The sequence below is a fragment of the Pseudomonas mandelii genome (assembly GCF_002251635.1).
Taxonomy (GTDB): domain Bacteria; phylum Pseudomonadota; class Gammaproteobacteria; order Pseudomonadales; family Pseudomonadaceae; genus Aquipseudomonas; species Aquipseudomonas mandelii_B.
In genome coordinates this window covers 1-20320 of the sequence record NZ_NMOJ01000207.1, presented here as the reverse complement: position 1 = coordinate 20320, position 20320 = coordinate 1, and the positions used below count along the sequence as shown (strand labels likewise).

The 20320-nt window shown below is 61.4% G+C and carries 19 protein-coding genes; 8 read left to right on the top strand and 11 right to left on the bottom strand.

What is annotated here, in order from left to right:
* Positions 1 to 30: 30 nt before the first annotated feature.
* Positions 31 to 729 carry an orotidine-5'-phosphate decarboxylase gene (pyrF, locus tag B7L09_RS25620; protein WP_094471183.1) on the bottom strand — a complete coding sequence of 233 codons (699 nt, stop codon included), beginning with the start codon at positions 727 to 729 and terminating at the stop codon, positions 31 to 33.
* Between the two features lie 295 nt (positions 730 to 1024).
* Between pyrF and B7L09_RS25615 the strand changes: the two genes are divergently transcribed.
* The 3 genes from B7L09_RS25615 to xopAW all read left to right on the top strand — a co-directional run bounded on the left by B7L09_RS25615 (position 1025) and on the right by xopAW (position 3917).
* Positions 1025 to 1783, top strand: a complete 759-nt coding sequence (locus B7L09_RS25615) for a response regulator (RefSeq protein WP_094471182.1) — start codon at positions 1025 to 1027, stop codon at positions 1781 to 1783.
* Positions 1783 to 2832 (top strand): sensor histidine kinase, encoded by a 1050-nt coding sequence (locus tag B7L09_RS25610; protein WP_094471181.1) that lies wholly within the window; start codon positions 1783 to 1785, stop codon positions 2830 to 2832. Before B7L09_RS25615 ends, B7L09_RS25610 begins: the two co-directional genes overlap by 1 nt.
* Positions 2833 to 3065: 233 nt before the next feature.
* Positions 3066 to 3917 (top strand): EF-hand domain-containing protein, encoded by an 852-nt coding sequence (gene xopAW, locus B7L09_RS25605; RefSeq protein WP_094471180.1) that lies wholly within the window; start codon positions 3066 to 3068, stop codon positions 3915 to 3917.
* Positions 3918 to 4025: 108 nt separating this feature from the next.
* On the opposite strand, the gene B7L09_RS25600 is transcribed toward xopAW, so the two are convergent.
* The 10 genes from B7L09_RS25600 to B7L09_RS25555 all read right to left on the bottom strand — a co-directional run bounded on the left by B7L09_RS25600 (position 4026) and on the right by B7L09_RS25555 (position 12811).
* Complete coding sequence (locus B7L09_RS25600) at positions 4026 to 5081, bottom strand: AI-2E family transporter (RefSeq protein WP_094471179.1); 1056 nt, start codon at positions 5079 to 5081, stop codon at positions 4026 to 4028.
* 68 nt (positions 5082 to 5149) lie between these two features.
* Positions 5150 to 5956 carry a DUF4892 domain-containing protein gene (locus B7L09_RS25595; RefSeq protein WP_094471178.1) on the bottom strand — a complete coding sequence of 269 codons (807 nt, stop codon included), beginning with the start codon at positions 5954 to 5956 and terminating at the stop codon, positions 5150 to 5152.
* An 8-nt stretch (positions 5957 to 5964) separates the two neighbouring features.
* Complete coding sequence (locus tag B7L09_RS25590; RefSeq protein WP_094471177.1) at positions 5965 to 6624, bottom strand: glutathione S-transferase family protein; 660 nt, start codon at positions 6622 to 6624, stop codon at positions 5965 to 5967.
* Between the two features lie 50 nt (positions 6625 to 6674).
* The gene (locus tag B7L09_RS25585; protein WP_094471176.1) at positions 6675 to 7529 is read right to left on the bottom strand and encodes an alpha/beta hydrolase; all 855 of its coding nucleotides are present in this window, start codon (positions 7527 to 7529) and stop codon (positions 6675 to 6677) included.
* Positions 7526 to 8443: an alpha/beta fold hydrolase gene (locus B7L09_RS25580; RefSeq protein WP_094471175.1), complete on the bottom strand. Its 918-nt coding sequence runs from the start codon at positions 8441 to 8443 to the stop codon at positions 7526 to 7528. Before B7L09_RS25580 ends, B7L09_RS25585 begins: the two co-directional genes overlap by 4 nt.
* A gap of 177 nt (positions 8444 to 8620) precedes the next feature.
* Positions 8621 to 9064 carry a hotdog fold thioesterase gene (locus B7L09_RS25575; RefSeq protein WP_094471174.1) on the bottom strand — a complete coding sequence of 148 codons (444 nt, stop codon included), beginning with the start codon at positions 9062 to 9064 and terminating at the stop codon, positions 8621 to 8623.
* A gap of 31 nt (positions 9065 to 9095) precedes the next feature.
* Positions 9096 to 10763 carry an AMP-binding protein gene (locus tag B7L09_RS25570; protein WP_094471173.1) on the bottom strand — a complete coding sequence of 556 codons (1668 nt, stop codon included), beginning with the start codon at positions 10761 to 10763 and terminating at the stop codon, positions 9096 to 9098.
* A gap of 193 nt (positions 10764 to 10956) precedes the next feature.
* The gene (gene sixA / locus B7L09_RS25565) at positions 10957 to 11409 is read right to left on the bottom strand and encodes a phosphohistidine phosphatase SixA (protein ID WP_094471172.1); all 453 of its coding nucleotides are present in this window, start codon (positions 11407 to 11409) and stop codon (positions 10957 to 10959) included.
* Positions 11406 to 11753 (bottom strand): DUF4389 domain-containing protein, encoded by a 348-nt coding sequence (locus tag B7L09_RS25560; RefSeq protein ID WP_094471171.1) that lies wholly within the window; start codon positions 11751 to 11753, stop codon positions 11406 to 11408. The genes sixA and B7L09_RS25560 overlap by 4 nt, the downstream gene beginning before the upstream one ends.
* Before the next feature lie 32 nt (positions 11754 to 11785).
* Positions 11786 to 12811: an NAD(P)H-dependent glycerol-3-phosphate dehydrogenase gene (locus tag B7L09_RS25555; RefSeq protein WP_094471170.1), complete on the bottom strand. Its 1026-nt coding sequence runs from the start codon at positions 12809 to 12811 to the stop codon at positions 11786 to 11788.
* A gap of 196 nt (positions 12812 to 13007) precedes the next feature.
* Here B7L09_RS25555 and B7L09_RS25550 point away from each other — a divergent pair, with 196 nt between their 5' ends.
* The 5 genes from B7L09_RS25550 (at position 13008) to fabB (ending at position 19959) form a co-directional block, all read left to right on the top strand.
* Positions 13008 to 15131 (top strand): TonB-dependent receptor plug domain-containing protein, encoded by a 2124-nt coding sequence (locus tag B7L09_RS25550; RefSeq protein WP_094471169.1) that lies wholly within the window; start codon positions 13008 to 13010, stop codon positions 15129 to 15131.
* Positions 15132 to 16064, top strand: a complete 933-nt coding sequence (locus B7L09_RS25545) for an ABC transporter substrate-binding protein (RefSeq protein ID WP_094471168.1) — start codon at positions 15132 to 15134, stop codon at positions 16062 to 16064. It abuts the gene before it with no gap.
* Complete coding sequence (locus tag B7L09_RS25540; protein ID WP_094471167.1) at positions 16061 to 17962, top strand: ATP-binding protein; 1902 nt, start codon at positions 16061 to 16063, stop codon at positions 17960 to 17962. The genes B7L09_RS25545 and B7L09_RS25540 overlap by 4 nt, the downstream gene beginning before the upstream one ends.
* Before the next feature lie 249 nt (positions 17963 to 18211).
* Positions 18212 to 18727: a 3-hydroxyacyl-[acyl-carrier-protein] dehydratase FabA gene (gene fabA, locus B7L09_RS25535; protein ID WP_032859207.1), complete on the top strand. Its 516-nt coding sequence runs from the start codon at positions 18212 to 18214 to the stop codon at positions 18725 to 18727.
* Between the two features lie 11 nt (positions 18728 to 18738).
* A complete protein-coding gene (gene fabB, locus B7L09_RS25530; protein WP_094471166.1) occupies positions 18739 to 19959 on the top strand; it encodes a beta-ketoacyl-ACP synthase I in 1221 nt (406 codons plus the stop codon).
* Positions 19960 to 20320: the final 361 nt, after the last annotated feature.

The window sequence follows — 20320 nt, the reverse complement described above, 5'->3', positions numbered from 1 at the left end:
GCTCGCTCCCACAGGTTGACCGCAAACCGGTCAGGCGATTTCGGCAACCACTGCCGCCAGCGCCTTCGCCGGGTCCGCCGCCTGGCTGATCGGGCGACCAATCACCAGGTAATCAGAACCGGCATCCAGCGCCTGACGCGGGGTCAGAATACGACGCTGGTCGTCCTGCGCACTGCCCGCCGGACGAATCCCCGGGGTCACCAGTTGCAGCGACGGGTGAGCCGTCTTCAAAGCCTGGGCTTCCAGGGCCGAGCACACCAGACCGTCCATCCCGGCTTTTTCCGCCAGTGCCGCCAGACGCAGCACCTGTTCCTGCGGCTCGATGTCCAGGCCGATACCGGCCAGGTCTTCGCGCTCCATGCTGGTCAGCACGGTGACACCAATCAACAGCGGTTTGGGGCCGCTGCGCTGCTCCAGCACTTCGCGGCAGGCGGTCATCATGCGCAGGCCGCCGGAGCAGTGCACATTGACCATCCACACGCCCATTTCGGCAGCGGCCTTGACCGCCATCGCGGTGGTGTTCGGGATGTCGTGGAACTTGAGGTCCAGGAACACTTCGAAACCCTTGTCACGCAAGGTGCCGACGATTTCCGAGGCGCAGCTGGTGAACAGTTCCTTACCGACTTTGACCCGGCACAGCTTAGGGTCCAACTGGTCAGCCAGCTTCAGTGCGGCGTCACGAGTGGGGTAATCCAGGGCGACGATGATAGGAGTCTGGCAGACGGACATTGGAATGGGCTCTCAGGCAAGTCGAAATCGGCGCGCATTGTAGCGGAACCAGCGCCACTGCGGGACCCGATGATTGGTAATTCGTCCCGAAGACTCCAGCAAGACTAGCCCCTGCGTCGATTGTGTCGAGTTCGATACACACACGACACGCCCACAACATCCTTGCTCACTACCCTCGGCAGCCGCAACACGTCCTTACAGCACTTCCAGCCTGCGGGCTGGACGCCTATGCTGGAACCACAACCTCGCAGCCCATCTTTGTGGTTGGCAGCCTACCTGGCAGATGAACGCACGCATGCACAGCACCCCAGCATCTCTGAACGACGATCAAAAAGCACCCGCTGACGACAAACGCTGGAGCATTCGCGCCCTGATCGTCGACGATGACATCCCGATCCGCGAACTGATGATCGACTACCTGGCCCGGTTCAACATTCACGCCAGCGGCGTCACCGATGGCGCTGCCATGCGCGTGGCATTGCAAGCGGAGCATTTCGACGTGGTGGTGCTCGACCTGATGCTGCCGGGCGAAGACGGCCTGTCGCTGTGTCGCTGGCTGCGCACTGAGTCGGACATCCCGATCCTGATGCTCACCGCCCGTTGCGAGCCCACCGATCGCATTATCGGCCTGGAACTGGGCGCCGATGACTACATGTCCAAGCCCTTCGAACCACGGGAACTGGTGGCGCGGATTCAAACCATTCTGCGTCGAGTGCGCGACGATCGCACCGAACAGCGTGCGAATATTCGCTTCGACAACTGGCGCCTGAACAGCGTACTACGGCAATTGATCGCTGCCGATGGCCTGGTAGTGCCGCTGTCCAACGCCGAGTTTCGGCTGTTGTGGGTGTTCATCGAACGTCCGCGCCGGGTGCTCAGCCGCGAACAGTTGCTGGATGCCGCCCGTGGTCGTTCCATCGAAGCGTTTGACCGCAGCATCGACCTGCTGGTCTCGCGCCTGCGCCAAAAGCTGGGGGATGACCCCAAAGCACCGCAATTGATCAAGACCGTACGTGGCGAAGGCTACCTGTTCGACGCTCGAGACATCGGCTGATGCGGGCGCGCTTCGATACGCTGTTCGGCCGCCTGTTTGGCGTGCTGCTGCTGGCGATCATCCTGGCGCACCTTTTGGCGTTTGCCTGGTTTCACCATTACGGCCCTCCCCCGCCTCCACCGCCGCCGGCGTTTTCCGAAGGCATGGACGGACAGCGCCCGCCGATGGACCCGCGTTTCGAAAACCGGCCTCCACGGCCGTGGTTTGGCGGCCCCTTGGTGCCGCTGACGTTCCAGTTTGTCTCGCTGATCATCGCTGCATGGTACGGCGCCAAACTGTTGAGCCGGCCGATCCAGCGGCTGAGCGACGCCGCCGAACGCTTGAGCGAAAACCTCGATAGCGCGCCACTGGATGAGTCCGGCCCACGGGAAGCCCGGCAAGCGGCCTACACCTTCAATTTGATGCAGAAACGCATTATCGAACAGGTGCAGCAGCGCTCGCGGATGCTCGGCGCGGTGTCCCACGACCTGCGCACGCCGCTCTCTCGACTCAAACTGCGGCTGGAGCAGATCGAGGACACCAAGCTGCAAGGCCAGATGCGCCAGGACCTGGACGACATGATCGGCATGCTCGATTCCACCCTGAGCTANNTGCACGAACAGCGCACCAGCGAAGCCGGGCAATGGATGGACGTGCAGGCGCTGGTGGAATCGTTGAGCGAAAACGCCCAGGACCAAGGGGCCGACGTCCAGGCCAGCGGCCACTGCGGGCCGCTGCAAGTGCAGCCGATGGCTTTGCGCTCGTGCATCAATAATCTGCTGGACAACGCCCTGCGCTATGCCGGGCACGCGCGGCTCACCCTCGAAGATAACCGTGAGCAACTGGTGATCCGCGTCATCGACCATGGCCCCGGCATTGAGGCGGACAAACGTGAGGCGGTGTTCGAGCCGTTCTTTCGTCTGGAAGGCTCACGCAACCGCAACTCNGGNGGCGTCGGCCTGGGCATGACCATTGCTCGCGAAGCGGCAGAACGGTTGGGCGGGCAGTTGAGCCTGGAAGAAACCCCCGGCGGCGGTCTCACCGCCGTCATCCGCCTGCCCCGATCCTGAGCCACACACCGCTCCCACAGGTATCAGGTCTGGCCTGATGACTGTGTGTACCGAACGGTACAAACATCCGCCTGCCCCGATCCTGAGCCACACACCGCTCCCACAGGTATCAGGTCTGGCCTGATGACTGTGTGTACCGAACGGTACAAACCTCACACACCCACGACACTTTGCCCCTTGACGCTGCATAAGCCGGTGCACCCGCCGGTTTTCCATTCCAGGGAGTGAGTCCAATGATCGGTAGCGTCAGCAATTACACGAGCTATACCAGCACCAGCAGCACCTCAACCAACAACGCCCGCAGCCAGCAATTCCAGAAAGAACTGTTCACCAAGCTCGACAGCAACAGCGACGGTGCGGTGGATCAGGGCGAACTTGAAAGCGCCCTGTCGCAGAAAACCGACAACGGCCTGCTGGTCAGTTTGAGCAAGCATTTCGGCGATCTGGACAGCGATGAGAGCGGCAGCTTGAGCAGCGAGGAAATGGCGGCAATGGCACCGCCGCCACCACCGCCGCATGACCAGGCACCCAACACCGAACTGGCCGACGCACTCATCAGCGCCATGGACGCCGACGGTGACGGCGCGATCAACAGCGACGAATTGAGCAACGGTCTGAACAACGCTGGCAGCAGTGCCGACAGTAAAGAAATCTTCTCGGCCCTGGACAAGAACCAGGACGGCACCGTCAGCAAGGACGAACTCGCCGCCAGCCTGACCCCGCCGCCACCGCCACCACAGCAGGTGTCCAGCGAAGAATTATTCAGCCAACTGGATACGGACAGCGATGGCAGCGTGACCGCCACCGAACTGAGCAGCGCGCTGCAGGCCAGCAACAGCACCTCATCGACCAGCACCGACACCAGCGCCGCGTTGCTCAAGGTGTTGGACAGTGACAGCAGCGGTGGGGTCAGCAGCGATGAACTGAACGCGGCGCTGCAAGCGGGTCGCGAGAACACCAGCGACAGCTCCACCGCTCAATTCAACGTCAATGAAGCGCTGAACAAAATGATCGCCAACCTGAGCAAGCAGTATTCGCTCGATAACGTGGCGACTGTGGGCAAATACCTGAACGTCGCGACCTGAACCAAGCGTTTAGTCTGACAAATCGCGTCGCCTGCTTCGCGNNNAACACCACTGGACCCTGTGGGAGCGGGCTTGCCCGCGAAGAGGCCATCAGCCTAAACATAAATCTTACGGCCGGCGGTCTTCTACCCGCGCATGGCTCTTGCTCCAGTCCGTCAACAGACTGTACGCAACCGCCAGCAACGTTGGCCCGATAAACAGCCCGATAAACCCAAACGCAATCAACCCGCCAAACACGCCCAACAGCACGATCACCAGCGGCAAGTTGCCGCCTCGGCTGATCAGGTACGGCTTGAGTACGTTGTCCACGCCGCTGATGATGAACGTGCCCCATACACCGAGGAANACCGCCATCCCGTACTCGCCTTTCCAGGCCAGCCACGCCGTGGCCGGAATCCACACCAACGGTGGCCCCATCGGAATCAGGCTGAGCAGGAAGGTGACGATGCCCAGCACCAGCGCGCCCGGCACGCCGGCGATCANGAAACCGATCAACGCCAGGACCGCCTGCGCGGCCGCTGTGCCGATCACCCCGTTCACCACCCGCTGCACCGTCCCGGCCACGAGTTCGATGTAATACCCGGCGCGATCGCCAATCAAGCGCTCCAGCAGCCCATGGACAAACGCCGCCAGCCGCGGCCCGTCGCGGTAGAAAAAAAACACGAACACCAGGCTCAGGGTCAGTTCGAGGATGCCGCCACCAATCTGCGCACTGCGCGCCAGCAGCCAGTTGCCGACCTGCCCCAGGTACGGCTTGATNNCCACCATCATCGCCGCGCCTTGCTGGTCGATGCTGTTCCAGATCACCACCAGCCGTTCACCCACCAAAGGAACACTCCCCAGCCAGGTCGGGGCCTCCGGCAGACCGTCCATCTGCACATCCTTGATGAGCGCCGTGGCATCACGCACGTGATCCGCCAGGTTAAACCCGAGCCAGACCAGCGGCACCGCCACCAGCAACATCCAGCATAGTGTCAGCATNAGTGCCGCCAGAGATTCCCGGCCGCCCAGCCAGCGAGTCAGCAAACGCATCAGCGGCCAGCTGGCGAACGCCAGCACCGCGCCCCAGAACAGCGCCGACCAGAATGGCGCCATCACCCAGAGGCTCGCGCCAAACAGCACCAGGAGCAGGATCTGCACCAACAGCCGATCGTTATTGAGCATGTAGGTTCTCGAAAAAATCAGTCAACAAAGAGCAGGCAAACGCGACAGCCGCGTTTGCCTGATGAAGCTTATCGCAACAGTTCGATGTGCAGGCCAGGGCTTTCGGCACTGCCGGCTTCCATTCGCGCCGCCCGCACGCCCTGCCCGATCAGCGCCTGGCGCCAGGCTTCGGCATTAGGCCCGGAAACACTGACCCGCAAGGTGGTGTCGAGGTTCAAACCGCGAGAAATCAGGCGCAGCCAGCTGGCATCAGGATCGGCGTTCAACTTGGGGAAATCGAGTTCACCGGTACTTTTCAGCTCTCGCAGCAAGGTCGCCGACGTCGGCAGCAAATCCCCCAGCGGCGCCGCAGCGTCGAACTGCTCGACGTGCAGGTAGGCTTTGCGATTGCCACGAGTGATGCTGTAAAGCGCCACCAACGTATTGTCCCGGGGTGCCGCGAGACGCAACAACAAGTACGCCTGTTGATCGTCGGCACCGTACAACTTGGCGTTGCCAAAGACATCATTGGCCCAGAGGCTGCTTTCACCGCAATCACGCGCCTGACACCAGAACAGCAAGCCGGCGCCCTGCGCCTGCAACGCTTCACGCGCGGCGGTGAAGGCGTCGGTTGACGAATGTTCCGGCGGCAACTCATAGGTCACCGATGTCGCCGTTCCCCGGGCGCTGACCTGGCCATCGAAGCGCAACTGGCCACTGATCTTACGGATCGAACCCAGCGGATAAATCCGCTCAAGCTCAACGCCGGGGCGATAGTCGACGATCTGCGCATCGGCCATGCGCGGCACGATCGGCAAGTCCTGACTGCCCGGGACATCGGCGGCAAATACCAAGGGACTGAAACAACACAGCGCCAACACCCTGAATGAACGCATGGATAGACTCATCGGATCAGCATGGCCTGGGCACCTTTAACGACACTGGCATCATCGATGCGCTCGGGCACCAGCAAACCACGCTGGACCGCCGGACGCGCTTCCATGGTTGCCATCCAGCGCTGCAAGGCCGGCAAACCGCCAACCTCGACACCGGACCACTCATGGCCACGCACCCACGGATAGGTGGCGATGTCGGCAATGCTGTACTCGCCCGCCAGAAACTCCACGGCTTGCAGGCGCGTGTCGAGTACTTCATAGAGGCGACGTGTCTCATGTTGATAGCGGTCGATGGCGCCCTGGAGTTTTTCCGGAAAGTAGCGGAAAAACACGTTGGCCTGGCCCTGCATAGGCCCGATTCCACCCATCTGGAACATCAGCCATTGCAGGACGACCGAGCGCCCCTTCGGATCCTGGGGCAGCAGTTTGCCGCTCAGCTCAGCGAGGTAAATCAGGATGGCGCCGGATTCGAACACGGCGAAATCGCCGTTGGCGCGGTCGACAATCGCCGGAATCCGGCCATTGGGATTGATCTTGAGGAAGTCCGGTGACTTCTGTTCCTTTTTGTCGAAACTCAAGGCGTGCACCGTGTAGGGCAGGCCGAGTTCCTCGAGCACGATAGAGACCTTGTGGCCATTCGGGGTCGCAGCGGTGTAGAGATCTATCATGGTTGTCTCCCATTTCAACCCGCCCAGCCTCGACAGTTGCCCGGCNCAAGTCAAGGCGTGGAGAAGAACCGATTGAAACAGTCTGCAACAAGGATCGCGCCAGGCTCATCATTCAGGTGCAAATGATGGCCGCCAGGCAGCTGTTCACGGCTAAAGGGTAGACGCTCCAGCAACTCGGGATGTTTGGTGAGCATGCCGTCAGCGGCAACCACCAATAACGCAGGACAACTGACCCGCTGGACGAAGGCCATCGCCTGCTCGGTGGTCAGACGCAGCGGCGACGGCAGNGTCAGACGGCTGTCAGTACGCCAGGTATAACCGCCCGGCACCGGCATCAAACCGCGCTGGGCCAGCAGTTCGGCGGCTTCGCGACTGACCGCCACCAGGCCTTTCATGCGTGCCTCGATGGCACGGTCCAGAGTGTTGTAGACCGGTTTGCGTTTTTCCCGCAGATCCAGTTGCGCTTGCAGGGCCATGCCCATGCGTTCGGCGGCATTTTCGCCTTTGTCTGTAGGAGGAATGATGCCGTCGATCAACGCCAGATGCGTGACGCGCTCCGGCATCGACCCGGCAATAATCAACGAAGCGATCGCGCCCATCGAGTGCCCCATCAGTGCAAAACGCTTCAGGCCCAGCTGTTCGGCGACTTGCAATACGTCGTGGGCGTAGTCCCACATCGCGTAGCCGGCACCAGTCGGGCGATGCCCGGAGTGACCGTGACCGGCCATGTCCAGGGCGATGATGCGCAGGCCNTGCAGCTTCGGCGCCAGCCGCGCAAAGCTGTTGGCGTTGTCCAGCCAGCCGTGCAGGGCAATCACCGGCAAGCCGTCTTCGGGACCAAACAGGTGCGCTGCCAACTCGATGTGCGGCAGGCTCAGGCGAACTTCTTCGACGACGTGGCTCATGCGCAATCCTGCTGGCGACGACCTTCCCAGCGACTGAACAGGTTTTTCAGCAGCGTGGCGGTGTCTTGCGGACGTTCGAGGGGAAACATGTGGCCACCGGGCATGGTCAGGGACTCACCCANGGGCAGGCGGTCGACGCCGCTGGCATGGTGCCGCATCACCACCCGGCTCTGGCGGCCGCGCACCACCGCCAGCGGCACCTTCAATTGGCGAACCTGGCCGGGACTGGTGTGCGGGACGCCACGGTAAATGCTGATTTCCGTGGCCGGGTCGAAACGCAGGCGCAGCTTGTCGCCAACTTTTTGCAAACCGTGTTGCAAGTAAGCGTCGAAGCATTCCGGATCGAAGCTGCGGAACAGGGTTTTACCGGCGAAATAGAGCCGCGCCGCTTCCAGATCGGTGAACTCTTCCCGGCGCCCCAATGTGCGGCCGGCGGGGGTCAGGCGGTCGATGAAACCGAAACGCTTGGCGGCGCGGATTACCCAGCGGTCGGCGCGGGTCAGCACCGGCGAATCCAGCATCACCACACCGCGATACAGCTGTGGGCAACGCAACGCCGCGTGCAGGTGCAGCACGCCGCCGAAGGAATGGCCGACGCCCCAGACCGGTTCCGGTTGCTGTTTGAGGTGATGGATGAGCTCATCCACCAGATTGCGCCAATTGTCATCCGCTGGAAAACGCGGATCGTGGGCGTGCTGTTCCAGATGCGTCACCTGATACTCGGGCGCCAGCGCCGCGAACAACTTGCCGTAGGTGCCCGAAGGAAAGCCATTGGCGTGGGCGAAAAATATCTGTTGCGACATACCGGCAAATCCATGAGCGAAAACAAGGGTTGATTGTCCGTAAGACGCGAGGCGGCGGCAATGACTGTAAGTGCCAGGAATGATGACAGTCCGGTCAGGGGCATGGCGCAAGGTTTAAACCTGCTGAAGATCTATGTAGGGGATTAGCGGGCTGGTGGATTCTCGCGCAGGCGCAAAACCGGTGCACGCCGCGAGAGGCGTGCCGGCAAGGGCTGCTGCCGCAGCCAACGACAGTCCGGTCAGGGGCATGGCGCAAGGTTTAAACCTGCTGAAGATCTATGTAGGGGATTAGCGGGCTGGTGGATTCTCGCCCAGTGGCACGACCGCCATGGTCAACCGCGACACGCAACTGGCCTTGCCCTCGTCACTGCTCAAACGGATATCCCACACATGCGTCGTGCGCCCAATGTGAATCGGCTTGGCCACCGCCGTCACCCGCCCGCTGCGCAGTCCACGCAAGTGGTTGGCGTTGATTTCCAGACCCACGCAATAGAATTTGCTGGCATCGATGCACAGGTAACTGGCCATGGAACCGACCGTCTCGGCCAGCACCACCGACGCGCCGCCGTGCAACAAACCGTAAGGCTGGTGGGTGCGGTGGTCGATGACCATGCTCGCGGTCAGGGACTCGTCATCAAAGGCTTCAAAACGAATATCCAGCACTTCGCCGATGGTGTTTTTCTGGATTGCGTTCAACTGCTCGACGTTGGGAATGGTACGCCACAGACTCATCTTGCTTTCCTTTGTTGGTTTTATTCGTGGCTCAATCCTGCCACAGCACCGTCTCGCTGCGCTCGCTCCATTCTTCGAAGCGAGCGCCGTAAGCCGCTTCGATCACGTTGCGCTTGATCTTCAGGGTCGGCGTCAGAAAGCCGTTTTCCACCGCCCAACTGTCTTTGACCACCACCAGCCGACGCAAGCGTTCATGTTTGTCGAGCACGCCATTGACCTCCTCCAGCAGTTTTTCCAGGCTTGAATGCAACCCTGCCCGCGCCGTTCCGCCGGCGTCCTGTTGACCGACCGCCGACAGCACGCACAACCCCAGCGGCGCGGTCAGGCCATCTCCGACCACGCACACCTGTTCGATCCGCGCATGCTCGGCCAGGCGGTTTTCGATCGGCGCAGGGGCGACGTATTTGCCCTTGCTGGTCTTGAAGATTTCCTTGAGTCGCCCGGTCAGGCGCAAGCGGCCATCGGTGTCCTGCTCGCCCTTGTCGCCGGTGCGCAGGAAGCCGTCATCGGTCAGGGTCTCNGCGGTTTTCTCGGGTTCCTTGAAATAGCCCAGCATGGTTGCACCGCTGCGCACCATAACTTCGCCGGACTCGGCGATCCGCACTTCAACCTCCGGGCAAGGCTTGCCGATCCAGCCGGGTTTGTTCTCGCCGGGCCGGCCGATGTGGGAATAACCGCAGCTTTCGGTCATGCCGTAGACCTCCAGCACATCCAGCCCTAACTTGCGGTACCACAGCAACAGGGTCTGCGGCACGGGCGCGGCACCGGACAACGCCACGCGCAACGCATCCAGCCCCAACCCGGCGAGCACTTTGTGCCCGACCCGCTTGCCGATAAAGGGCAGGCCGAGCAGAAAGTCGAGGCGTTTTGCCGGGATCTTGCTGTACACGCCCATCTGGAATTTGGTCCAGATCCGAGGTACGCCGAACAATGCGGTCGGCCGCGCTCGCTGCAGATCCGTGAGGAAGGTGTCGAGGCTTTCGGCAAAGAACACGGTTTGCCCGGTGTAGATCGACGCCAGCTCGACGAACATCCGCTCGGCGACGTGGCACAGCGGCAGGTAGGACAGCAATCGGTCCGACTCGTTGAGGCCAAACAGCTGAGTGCCACGGGTGGTGGCAAACCCCAGATTACCGAAGCTGTGCATCACGCCTTTGGGCAGCCCGGTGGTGCCGGAGGTGTAAATGATGGTCGCCAACTGATCGGCGGCGGGTTTGGGGTCGTCCTGGATCGGCGAGCTGCGTTGCAAGTCGGCCCAACTGAAATCGAAGGTGCCGGGCGGATGCAGTGGCAGGCTGATGGTCGGCAGATTGGCGCTGACCCCGCGTGCCATGTTCGGCCAGTCATCAAGCTTGCCGATGAACGCCAGCGCCGCTTCGGAGTGCGTCAACACATGGGCGACCGAGTCGGCAGTGAGGTTGGGGTACAACGGCACGGAGACATGCCCGGCCATCCAGATTGCCAGGTCGGCGATGATCCAGTGCGCGCAGTTTTTCGAGATCAGGGCAATGTGGCTGCCTTGGGGCAATTCGCGGGCCCGCAGCCAGTGCGCGGCGCAGCGAGCCTGGTGGCCGACGTCGGCCCAGGTCAGGGTCTCGACGTGTCCGCCGCCGGTAGGCTGGACCAGAAACCGCTGGCGGGGATGACGGGCTTCACGCTCGTAAAAGACGTCCAGCGGCAAACGAAAAGCAGCAGACATGCGACTCGCTCCTTTATTTTTGGTCTGGAGCAAGCGTAGTCAACCAAGCGGTTGCTTGGTTGACTATTTCACACAAAAAAAACAGGCCTACCCCCGCACCTGTGGGAGCCGGGCTTGCCCGCGATGCGCCAGGGTCGCGCTCGACCACCTCGGTTTATCTGTCTGACCGAGTGGATGCCATCGCGGGCAAATACTAGGGATGTTTGATGCCGTTGAGCTTCATTGCGCCAGCCAGCGGCAAGTCACCTTCAAGTTCTGCAAGGCCGGCGGTTTTCACCGTTTCCGGATCTTGCACATGCCCGTTCTGCAGGTAACCCAGGAGGTTACCCACCAGCGGGTTATGGCTGACCAACAGCGCGTGATCGACAGACACCAACTGCTCGGCCACCGCTTGCGGGCGGTTGTCGGGGGTCAGCCATTCGACGGTGCGAATATCCGGTTGAAAACCCAGCGCTTCACGCACCAGCTGCGCTGTCTGCTGCGCTCGCAGAAACGGGCTGGCATAGATGGCCGTAATCGGCTGACCGATCAGTTCGGCGGCGCTACGCAGCACCTCTTCACAACCGTGTGGAGTCAGTGCCCGTTCGGAGTCTGGACGCGAGCCGTAAGGTTCGGCTTCACCATGACGCAAGACCCAGAGTTTCATAGTTTCGGCTCCTCATCTCGGGCCGGATGTGGCGCTGGCGGCACAACGTGCGGCGCTTCGCCCTCCGGTGCGCGCGGGGTCGGCCAGTCGGCGAACGGCCAGGGTTTTTGTTCAGTATGGAAGCTGCCAAAACGGCCGATCTGCGCCAGGAACTGGCTGAGACTGTCGCCGAAGTTCATCAGGCTGGCGCTCGGGGCGCCATAAATCAAACGATAGATCAGTTGCACCAGCACCACCGCGCCCAGGATGAACTGCGCCACTTGCCAGACCAGCAAGAAGACGATCATCCATAACACCCGCAGCAGAATGGACTCGTAGGTGGCCTCTGTTTTCGGATCGTTCATGTGCAACTCCCTGCTTTATCTCGAAAGCGTGATCAGTTGAAACCGCTGGTGGAAATGAAGTCCACATCGGTTTTGGGTTCGCCGCGCATCAACAGTTCAATCACTTGATTGAGCGTGCGCCCTTCAAACAGGATCGCGTGCAGCCCGGCGACCAGCGGCATGTACACGCCGACTTCCTGAGCCTTGGCCTTCAACACTTTAAGCGTGTTCACGCCTTCGGCGACTTCGCCCAGACGGGTCACCGCATCTTCCAGGCTCAACCCCTGGCCGAGGGCAAACCCGACCTGGTAATTGCGGCTTTTCGGCGACGAGCAGGTCACGATCAAGTCGCCCACGCCCGCCAGCCCCAGGAACGTCATCGGGTTGGCGCCCTGATTGACCGCAAAGCGGGTCATTTCAGCCAAGGCGCGGGTGATCAGCATGCTCTTGGTGTTTTCACCCATGCCCAAGGCCACCGCCATGCCGGCGATGATCGCGTACACATTTTTCAGCGCCCCGCCCAGCTCCACGCCGAAGCGGTCGGCGCTGGCGTACACCCGGAAGGTGCGGCCATGCAGCGCTTCCTGGACGCGCTCGCACAGCGCTTCGTCTTCACTGGCGACCACGGTGGCCGTCAGTGCGTGCTCGGCGACTTCCCGTGCCAGGTTCGGCCCGGACAGCACGCCAATGCGCGCCTGGGGAGCGATCTCGGCAAGGATTTCGCTCATCAGCTTGAACGTGTGCGCCTCGATGCCCTTGGTCAGGCTGACCAGCAGCTTGCCCGCCAGGCGCTCGGCGTGGGGCGCCAGTACCGAGCGCAGCGCGCTGGACGGCAGCGCGACGAAGCACAGGTCGCAAGCGTCCAGGGTCGCTTGCAAATCAGTCACCGGTTCTACTTGGGGAAGTATCTTGATGCCTTTGAGGTAGCGCGGGTTCTCGCGATTGACCCGCATGGACTCAGCCTGCTCGGGGTCACGCATCCACTGCCGGACCNCATGCCCGTTNTCAGCCAGCAGATTAGCCACGGCGGTACCAAAACTTCCGCCTCCCAGGACCGCAATTGGGCGCTGTTCAGTCATATGCAATCCGTTAATCCATACCAGTGGCGATGGCGGCATTATACGGGGCGACTTGCTGGCGGCCAGCCCCCGCNTCAATTACCGGTACTTGTAGGAAGAAGACCAATAAATCCTAGGAAAATGCCGGCATCGTGAATGGAAAAGTCGATCAGCTCGGTTAACATGCGCGCCATCTCATCGTTATCAAGGACGTTTCGTGTCGTTTGGCTCTCCTTCACCCCGCTCGCCGCTGGTTCTGGCCCTGCTTTTCAGCTCGCCATTGCTGGCCGACGACTTGTTCCTCGACAACGAACCGCTGCCGCAAGTGCTCACGGCCACCCGCCTGAAGCAGTCGCCGGCCGCCGTCCCGGGAAGCATGACGGTGATCGACAGCGAACTGATCAATGCCAGCGGCGCGCGGGACATCAGCGAATTGCTGCGCCTGGTGCCGGGCATGATGGTCGGCTACACCACCGGCAATCAGGCGGCAGTGAACTACCACGGCACCAGCGCCAGCGATGCACGGCGCATGCAGGTGCTGATCGACGGCCGCTCGGTGTACCGCGCCGGCCTGGCCACGGTGGACTGGAGTGATATTCCGGTGGCCATGGAAGACATCGAGCGCATCGAAGTTTTCCGCGGNCCCAACACGGTCAGTTACGGCGCTAATGCACTCATGGCGGTGGTCAACATCCTCACGCGCAACCCGGCCGACAGCCACGGCACGCGGATGAAAGTCACTCGTGGCCAGCGCGGCATCAATGACTTTTATGCCAGCCAGGGTGTGGGCTGGGATGGCGGCGACCTGCGCCTGTCGCTGTCCGGCCAGCAGGACGACGGCTTCGACACCGACCGCAACGGGGCCGATTATCGCGACAGTCGCCGCTTGAACCGCTTCAACCTTGCCGTCAGCCAGACATTGAGTGAGAACCAGAGCATCGACTGGCAGTTGAACGCCAAGGACGGGACCAACCAGCGGCCTTATACCTACCGCCCGGTGTTCTCCGGGATTACCGCTGCCGGGAACAATTCCGACGTCGTTGCCAAGGACTACGCCGGTTCGTTGCGCTGGAACCTGGACATCAATCCTGATCACAGCCTTTATATCCAGGGCTCGGCCCAGCACTGGGACCGCCAGCAGACTTGGCGCGCCTGTGATGCGGAGGTTTCGTTCAGTCCGGAACTGACCGAACTCTGGCAGCTCAACCCGAACTACACCGAACGCCTGGCGCGCAACATCGAGCGTTTTACCGGTCCTGGCGCACCGGCCGGCACGGCGGCGGAACAGGCGCTGGGCAATCAAGTGCTGGCGCAATGGCGCAACGGTGCCCGGCAAACCCTCTGTGGCGACATCGACCAGAGCGCCCGGGAATCGCGCTACGACCTCGAACTGCAAGACACCCTNAGCCTGTCCGACAGCCTGCGCCTGGTCAGCGGCATGAACTACCGCTACGACCGCGCCGATTCCGAGACTTACTTCAATGGCACGCTCGACGACACCACTTGGCGGGCATTCGGCCAACTCGAGTGGCGCGCCACCGAGCACTGGTTGCTGCAGGGCGGCGCCATGTTCGAAGACACGCAATTGACCGGCAGCTCGCTGACCCCGCGGGTGGCGGTCAATTACCTGATCAACCCGCGTCATGGCCTGCGCGCCGTGTATTCGGAAGCGATCCGCTCACCGGACATGTTCGAGAACAACGTCAACTGGAGTTACCAGGTGACCAATCTGCGACCCAGTGCCTACGGCCAGACCAGCGCCCGGTATTTCGTCAAGACTCGCGGCCCCGGCGACCTCGAACAAGAACGCATGCGCTCGCGCGAGCTGGGCTACAACGGCTACTTTGCAGAGCTTGGGCTGACGGTCGATGTGAAGCTGTTCTACGACGAAATCAGCGGCATGATCAGCGAACCCCTGCGTAATAATCAGTACATCGCCAGCAATTCCAACAGCTCGCGCTTCAAGGGCGCGGAAACCCAGCTGGACTGGCGCCTGAGCAGCGCCGACCGGCTGCGCCTGACTTACGCCTACGTCGATGCCGAGGCGAGCAATCCGCAGGATGAGCGACTGACGGCGCGCAACAGCGGTTCCGCCGGCTGGCTGCGCAACTGGGGCCACGGCTGGAACAGTGCCCTCTTCTATTACGGGGACGACGCCCTCAACGGTTACCGCTTCGAGCGCGTCGACACGCGCATCGCCAAACGCATCGGTCTGGGCAAGGCCAATCTGGAACTGGCCGGCGTGCTCCAGCAGCGCCTCGACAATCAACCCACCACTTTCGTCGACAACAACTACGATAAGCGTCGGGTGCTCTACTTCAGCGCGGAGCTGACGTTTTAAATGCTGCATCGCCTGTCGCGGAAGTCGCCAACCCTTGGCCGCCTGCTGGCAGGGTTGTGTCTGGTGCTTGCCGGCCTGCTCGACAGCCTGCCGATTCAGGCCGCCGACATTCTGCTGACCGGCGCCGAAGACAGCCCCGGCGTGCAATCCTTCGCGCAGGCTCTGAGCGAACTGCGCCCCACCGATAATGTGCGCTTCCAGCCACTGGCGAGCCTTCCGGCGCCCGGCGAACTGCCGGCGGCCACCCGTTTGATTCTGCTCGATCTACCGAGCCTCGACTGGCGCCTGCAGGAGGCTCAGGGCCCGGCGACGCTGGTGCTGCGCATCAGCCGCCTGCAAGCCCGGCAACGCTTTGGCACGAATCTGCCGCCGCAGCTCAGCCTGCTATGGAGTGATCCGCCGCTGGATCGGCAACTGCGCCTGACCCGACTTGTCCTGCCCCAGGCACGCCGGGTTGGCGTGCTATACGACAGTCACAGCGAATTCCTCCTGGAAGAACTGCATCGGGCCGCCCAACCCCTGGGGTTTGAACTGGTCACGGAGCGCTGGGACAACACCAATGACAGCCGCCCCTTGCAGTCATTGCTGAAAAACAGCGACGTGCTGCTGGGCCTGGACGATCCCGATTTGTACAACCCGAAAACCGCGAAAAACCTATTACTGAGCAGCTANTCCCAGCAACTGCCCCTGGTGGGCCCCAACGCCGNTTTCGTCAAGGCNGGCAGCCTGGCCAGCACTTACAGCGATCAAAGTGATTGGCTGGCGGTGCTCGACGAATTGCTCGACCGACCTACGACGAATTGGCCGCGGATGCTCTATCCGCAACACTTTAAAGTCTTGAGTAATCCGCAAGTGGCTCGTTCATTAGGTATTGAACAGATGAATGATGCATCTGTCGCAACACAGTTGGCCGAAGGAGAAAGCCGCCCATGACCTTGCGTCGTCGTTGGGACATCAACACCCGCACCCAGCTCATCACGCTGGGCCCGGCGCTGTTGCTGACCTTGCTGTTGATCAGCTTCTTTACGTTCGTACGTATCCAGGACCTGCGCCAGGAACTCGACCATACCGGCCAACTGATCGCCAACCAACTGGCCCCCGCCACGGAATACGGGGTGATCTCGGGCAACAACGAGGTCCTTGAAAGTTTGCTCAAGGCCACGCTGGCCACGCCCAACGTGCGCTTTCTCGAAGTCCAGGACAGCGCCAACCGGATTCTGGTGTACGTCGAGCAACCGTCGGAAACCCATGCCCGCTCGCACCAGGTCGAAGTGTTCCAGGCGCCGGTGCGGCTGCAACGGATCGCGCTGAACAATGATTTCTTCCAGGGTAGCAACGCCGCCAACACGGCCCCGCCCGAGGACTATCTGGGCCGGGTGATCGTCGGCTTGTCCAACGACGCCTTCAGCCAGCGTCAGCAGGAAATCCTGTTCAAGGCCGGGATTCTCGCCTTGTTCGCGCTGCTGTTTACCTTTCTGCTGGCACGGCGCCTCGCCGCCAGCCTGTCGCAGCCGATCAGCGCCATGGGCCATGCGGTGAAGGCCATCCAGCAAGGCGACTACAAGACGCCGCTGCCGATCGTCGATGACTCGGAGCTGGGCGACTTGTCGCGTCATATCAACAACCTCGCCGAAGGCCTCAACCAGGCCAGCCGCGAGCAGCATCAGGCCATGGCCCAACTGATCCAGACCCGCGAAGAGGCCGAGCGGGCGAACAATGCCAAGTCGGACTTCCTGGCGATGATGAGCCACGAGCTGCGCACGCCCATGAACGGCGTGCTGGGTATGCTGCAACTGCTGGAAACCACCGACATGACCGAGGAGCAGATCGAGTATGCGGCGCTGGCTTCGGAGTCCACCGAGCATTTGCTCAAGGTGATTAACGACATCCTCGACTTCTCGCGCATCGAACGCGCCGCACTCGAGCTGGAAAATATCCCGTTCAACCTCGCGGACCTGATCAGCAGCTGCGCCCAGTCGTTCCAGCACAGCGCGGCGCAACGCGGACTCGATCTGGCCCTGGCGATTCCCCAGGACATGCGCGCCTTGCAGGTTCAGGGCGACCCGACGCGGATCCGGCAGATTCTGGTCAACCTGGTCGGCAATGCGCTGAAGTTCACCGAGCAAGGCCGCGTCAGTGTCGAACCCCATTGGCAAACCCTCGACCATGAACTGGTGTGGTTCACCTGCACCGTGCGCGACAGCGGCATCGGGATTTCCGCTGAACGCCTGGAGTTGATGTTCGACGCGTTCCAGCAGGCCGACAGCTCCATTTCAAGACGTTACGGCGGCACCGGCCTGGGCCTGCCCATTGCCCGTACGCTGGCTGAACGCATGGGCGGCACACTGCGCGCCCANAGCGAAGAAGGCCTGGGCTCGGTGTTCACCCTGGAAATTCCTCTGGCCCTATATAAGCAGACGCTGCCGGAATTGAAGCCACGCACACCGGCTGGCGACGGCCATGGCGAAGGGCGCAATGTGATGCTGGTGGAGGACAACCCGGTCAACCAGACGGTCATCGAAGCAATGTTGCGCAGTCTGGGCTTTACTGTCAGCGTCGCGACCGATGGCGCGCAGGCGGTGCGAAGTGCCGAGAGCCTGATTTTCGAGGCGATTCTGATGGATTGCCGACTGCCGATCATCGACGGCTATGAAGCGACCCGCCAGATCCGCCTGCTGCCCGGCTGCGCGGACTTGCCGATCATCGCCCTGACCGCCAATGCGTTGCAGGGCGANCGCGAAGCTTGCCTGGCAGCGGGAATGAACGATTACCTGGCTAAGCCGTTCAAACGCACGGATTTGCAGCAAATCCTGCAGCGCTGGGTGCAATAGCGCCGCGCCATCAACCAACTGCGACTGGCGTGAAAGACGAAAGTGCGGCAGTCTTAGGCACCCAAACGGGCCCGAAAANNGGCTCGGTTTATAATTTCAGTGAACAAGTGTACATTGAGTGCCTTGNCGCTGTGACTTTCACTACAACGCAATAGTCTATGTGTAGGCTGCCGATATGAGGCATGAACGCTTCATTCGGTTCGGGAAGATTTGCCCTACCCTGCCGCATGGGATTATTGAGGAGCTCGCATGACCAAACAAAACGCCTTTACTCGGGAAGACCTGCTGCGCTGCAGTCGCGGTGAGCTGTTCGGCCCAGGTAACGCGCAACTGCCCGCCCCGAACATGCTGATGGTGGATCGCATCACCCATATCAGCGAAGAAGGTGGCAAGTACGGCAAAGGTGAATTGGTCGCCGAGCTGGATATCACCCCTGACCTGTGGTTCTTCGCCTGCCATTTCGAAGGTGACCCTGTCATGCCGGGCTGCCTGGGCCTCGACGCCATGTGGCAACTGGTTGGCTTCTACCTGGGCTGGCAAGGCCTGCCGGGCCGCGGTCGTGCCCTGGGTTCGGGCGAAGTGAAGTTCTTTGGCCAAGTCTTGCCGACCGCCAAGAAAGTCACTTACAACATTCACATCAAGCGCGTCCTCAAGGGCAAGCTGAACCTGGCCATCGCCGACGGTTCGGTGACTGTCGACGGTCGCGAGATCTATACTGCCGAAGGCCTTCGGGTCGGCGTATTCACTTCCACTGACAACTTTTAAGGGTTATCCGCATGCGCCGCGTCGTTATCACTGGTCTGGGCATCGTTTCTTGCCTGGGCAATGACAAAGAGACCGTCACCGCTAACCTGCGTGCAAGTCGCCCTGGCATCCGCTTTAACCCGGAATATGCCGAAATGGGTCTGCGTAGCCAGGTTTCCGGCTCCATCGACCTGCCCCTCGAAGAACTGATCGATCGCAAGATCTATCGCTTCGTCGGCCACGCTGCCGCTTACGCTTACCTGGCCATGAAAGACGCCATNGCCGANTCCGGCCTGACCGATGAGCAAGTATCCAACCCGCGTACCGGCCTGATCGCCGGCTCCGGCGGCGCATCCACCCTGAACCAGATGGAAGCGCTGGACATCCTGCGCGAAAAAGGCGTGAAACGCGTTGGCCCGTACCGTGTAACGCGGACCATGGGCAGCACTGTTTCGGCCTGCCTGGCCACGCCGTTCCAGATCAAGGGTGTGAACTACTCGATCTCCTCCGCCTGCGCCACCAGTGCTCACTGCATCGGTACTGCGGTTGAGCAGATCCAACTGGGCAAACAAGACATCGTGTTCGCCGGTGGCGGTGAAGAAGAGCATTGGAGCCAGTCGTTCCTGTTCGACGCCATGGGCGCCCTGTCCACCCAGTACAACGAAACCCCGGAAAAGGCCTCCCGCGCCTACGACGCCAAGCGTGACGGTTTCGTCATCGCCGGCGGTGGCGGCATGGTCGTGGTCGAGGAGCTGGAACACGCCCTGGCCCGTGGTGCGAAGATCTACGCGGAAATCGTCGGCTACGGCGCCACTTCCGACGGCTACGACATGGTTGCGCCAAGCGGTGAAGGCGCCATCCGTTGCATGCAGATGGCCATGTCCACCGTTGACACCCCAATCGACTACCTGAACACCCACGGCACGTCGACTCCGGTCGGCGACGCCAAGGAAATGGAAGGTGTGCGTGCGGTATTCGGCGATAAGGCTCCGGCCATCAGCTCTACCAAGAGCCTGTCCGGTCACTCCCTGGGCGCCGCCGGCGTTCACGAAGCGATCTACTGCCTGCTGATGATGGAAGGCAACTTCATGGCCGGTTCGGCCAACATCGAAGAGATCGACCCGGTCGTTGCCGATATGCCGATCCTGACCAAGACCGTTGAAAACGTCAAAATCGACACCGTGATGAGCAACAGCTTCGGCTTCGGTGGCACCAACGCCACCCTGGTACTGAAACGCTGGCAGGGCAAGTAATACCCCGCNGTCTCACAGCACACAAAAACGCCCCGACTGGTTCGGGGCGTTTTTTTGTGCGCCTTGAAAATGACCTCACCGCCGCTCCCCAGTAGCAGCCTGCGGTTTTGGTTGTCACGAACATGAAGCTTTTGTCATGAAACTTGACCTCACCGCCGCTCCCCAGTAGCAGCCTGCGGTTTTGGTTGTCACGAACATGAAGCTTTTGTCATGAAACTCAATGCCCTGCGACCGAATGCCACGTGTTTGGCGGGCTGCAGGACTTTTGCCGATTTCGCAAAAATTCGTTACCGAACTCAGTCGTTTACTTAGCAGGCTAACCAAACATATAACAGAGTCCTGCACACGCCTTGCTGCAGAT

Excerpts from the sequence above, each read along its gene's own strand:
- pyrF (WP_094471183.1), bottom strand. The coding sequence starts at position 729 with ATGTCCGTCTGCCAGACTCCTATCATCGTCGCCCTGGATTACCCCACT.
- B7L09_RS25615 (WP_094471182.1), top strand. The coding sequence starts at position 1,025 with ATGCACAGCACCCCAGCATCTCTGAACGACGATCAAAAAGCACCCGCT.
- xopAW (WP_094471180.1), top strand. The coding sequence starts at position 3,066 with ATGATCGGTAGCGTCAGCAATTACACGAGCTATACCAGCACCAGCAGC.
- B7L09_RS25595 (WP_094471178.1), bottom strand. The coding sequence starts at position 5,956 with ATGCGTTCATTCAGGGTGTTGGCGCTGTGTTGTTTCAGTCCCTTGGTA.
- B7L09_RS25590 (WP_094471177.1), bottom strand. The coding sequence starts at position 6,624 with ATGATAGATCTCTACACCGCTGCGACCCCGAATGGCCACAAGGTCTCT.
- B7L09_RS25575 (WP_094471174.1), bottom strand. The coding sequence starts at position 9,064 with ATGAGTCTGTGGCGTACCATTCCCAACGTCGAGCAGTTGAACGCAATC.
- sixA (WP_094471172.1), bottom strand. The coding sequence starts at position 11,409 with ATGAAACTCTGGGTCTTGCGTCATGGTGAAGCCGAACCTTACGGCTCG.
- B7L09_RS25560 (WP_094471171.1), bottom strand. The coding sequence starts at position 11,753 with ATGAACGATCCGAAAACAGAGGCCACCTACGAGTCCATTCTGCTGCGG.
- fabA (WP_032859207.1), top strand. The coding sequence starts at position 18,212 with ATGACCAAACAAAACGCCTTTACTCGGGAAGACCTGCTGCGCTGCAGT.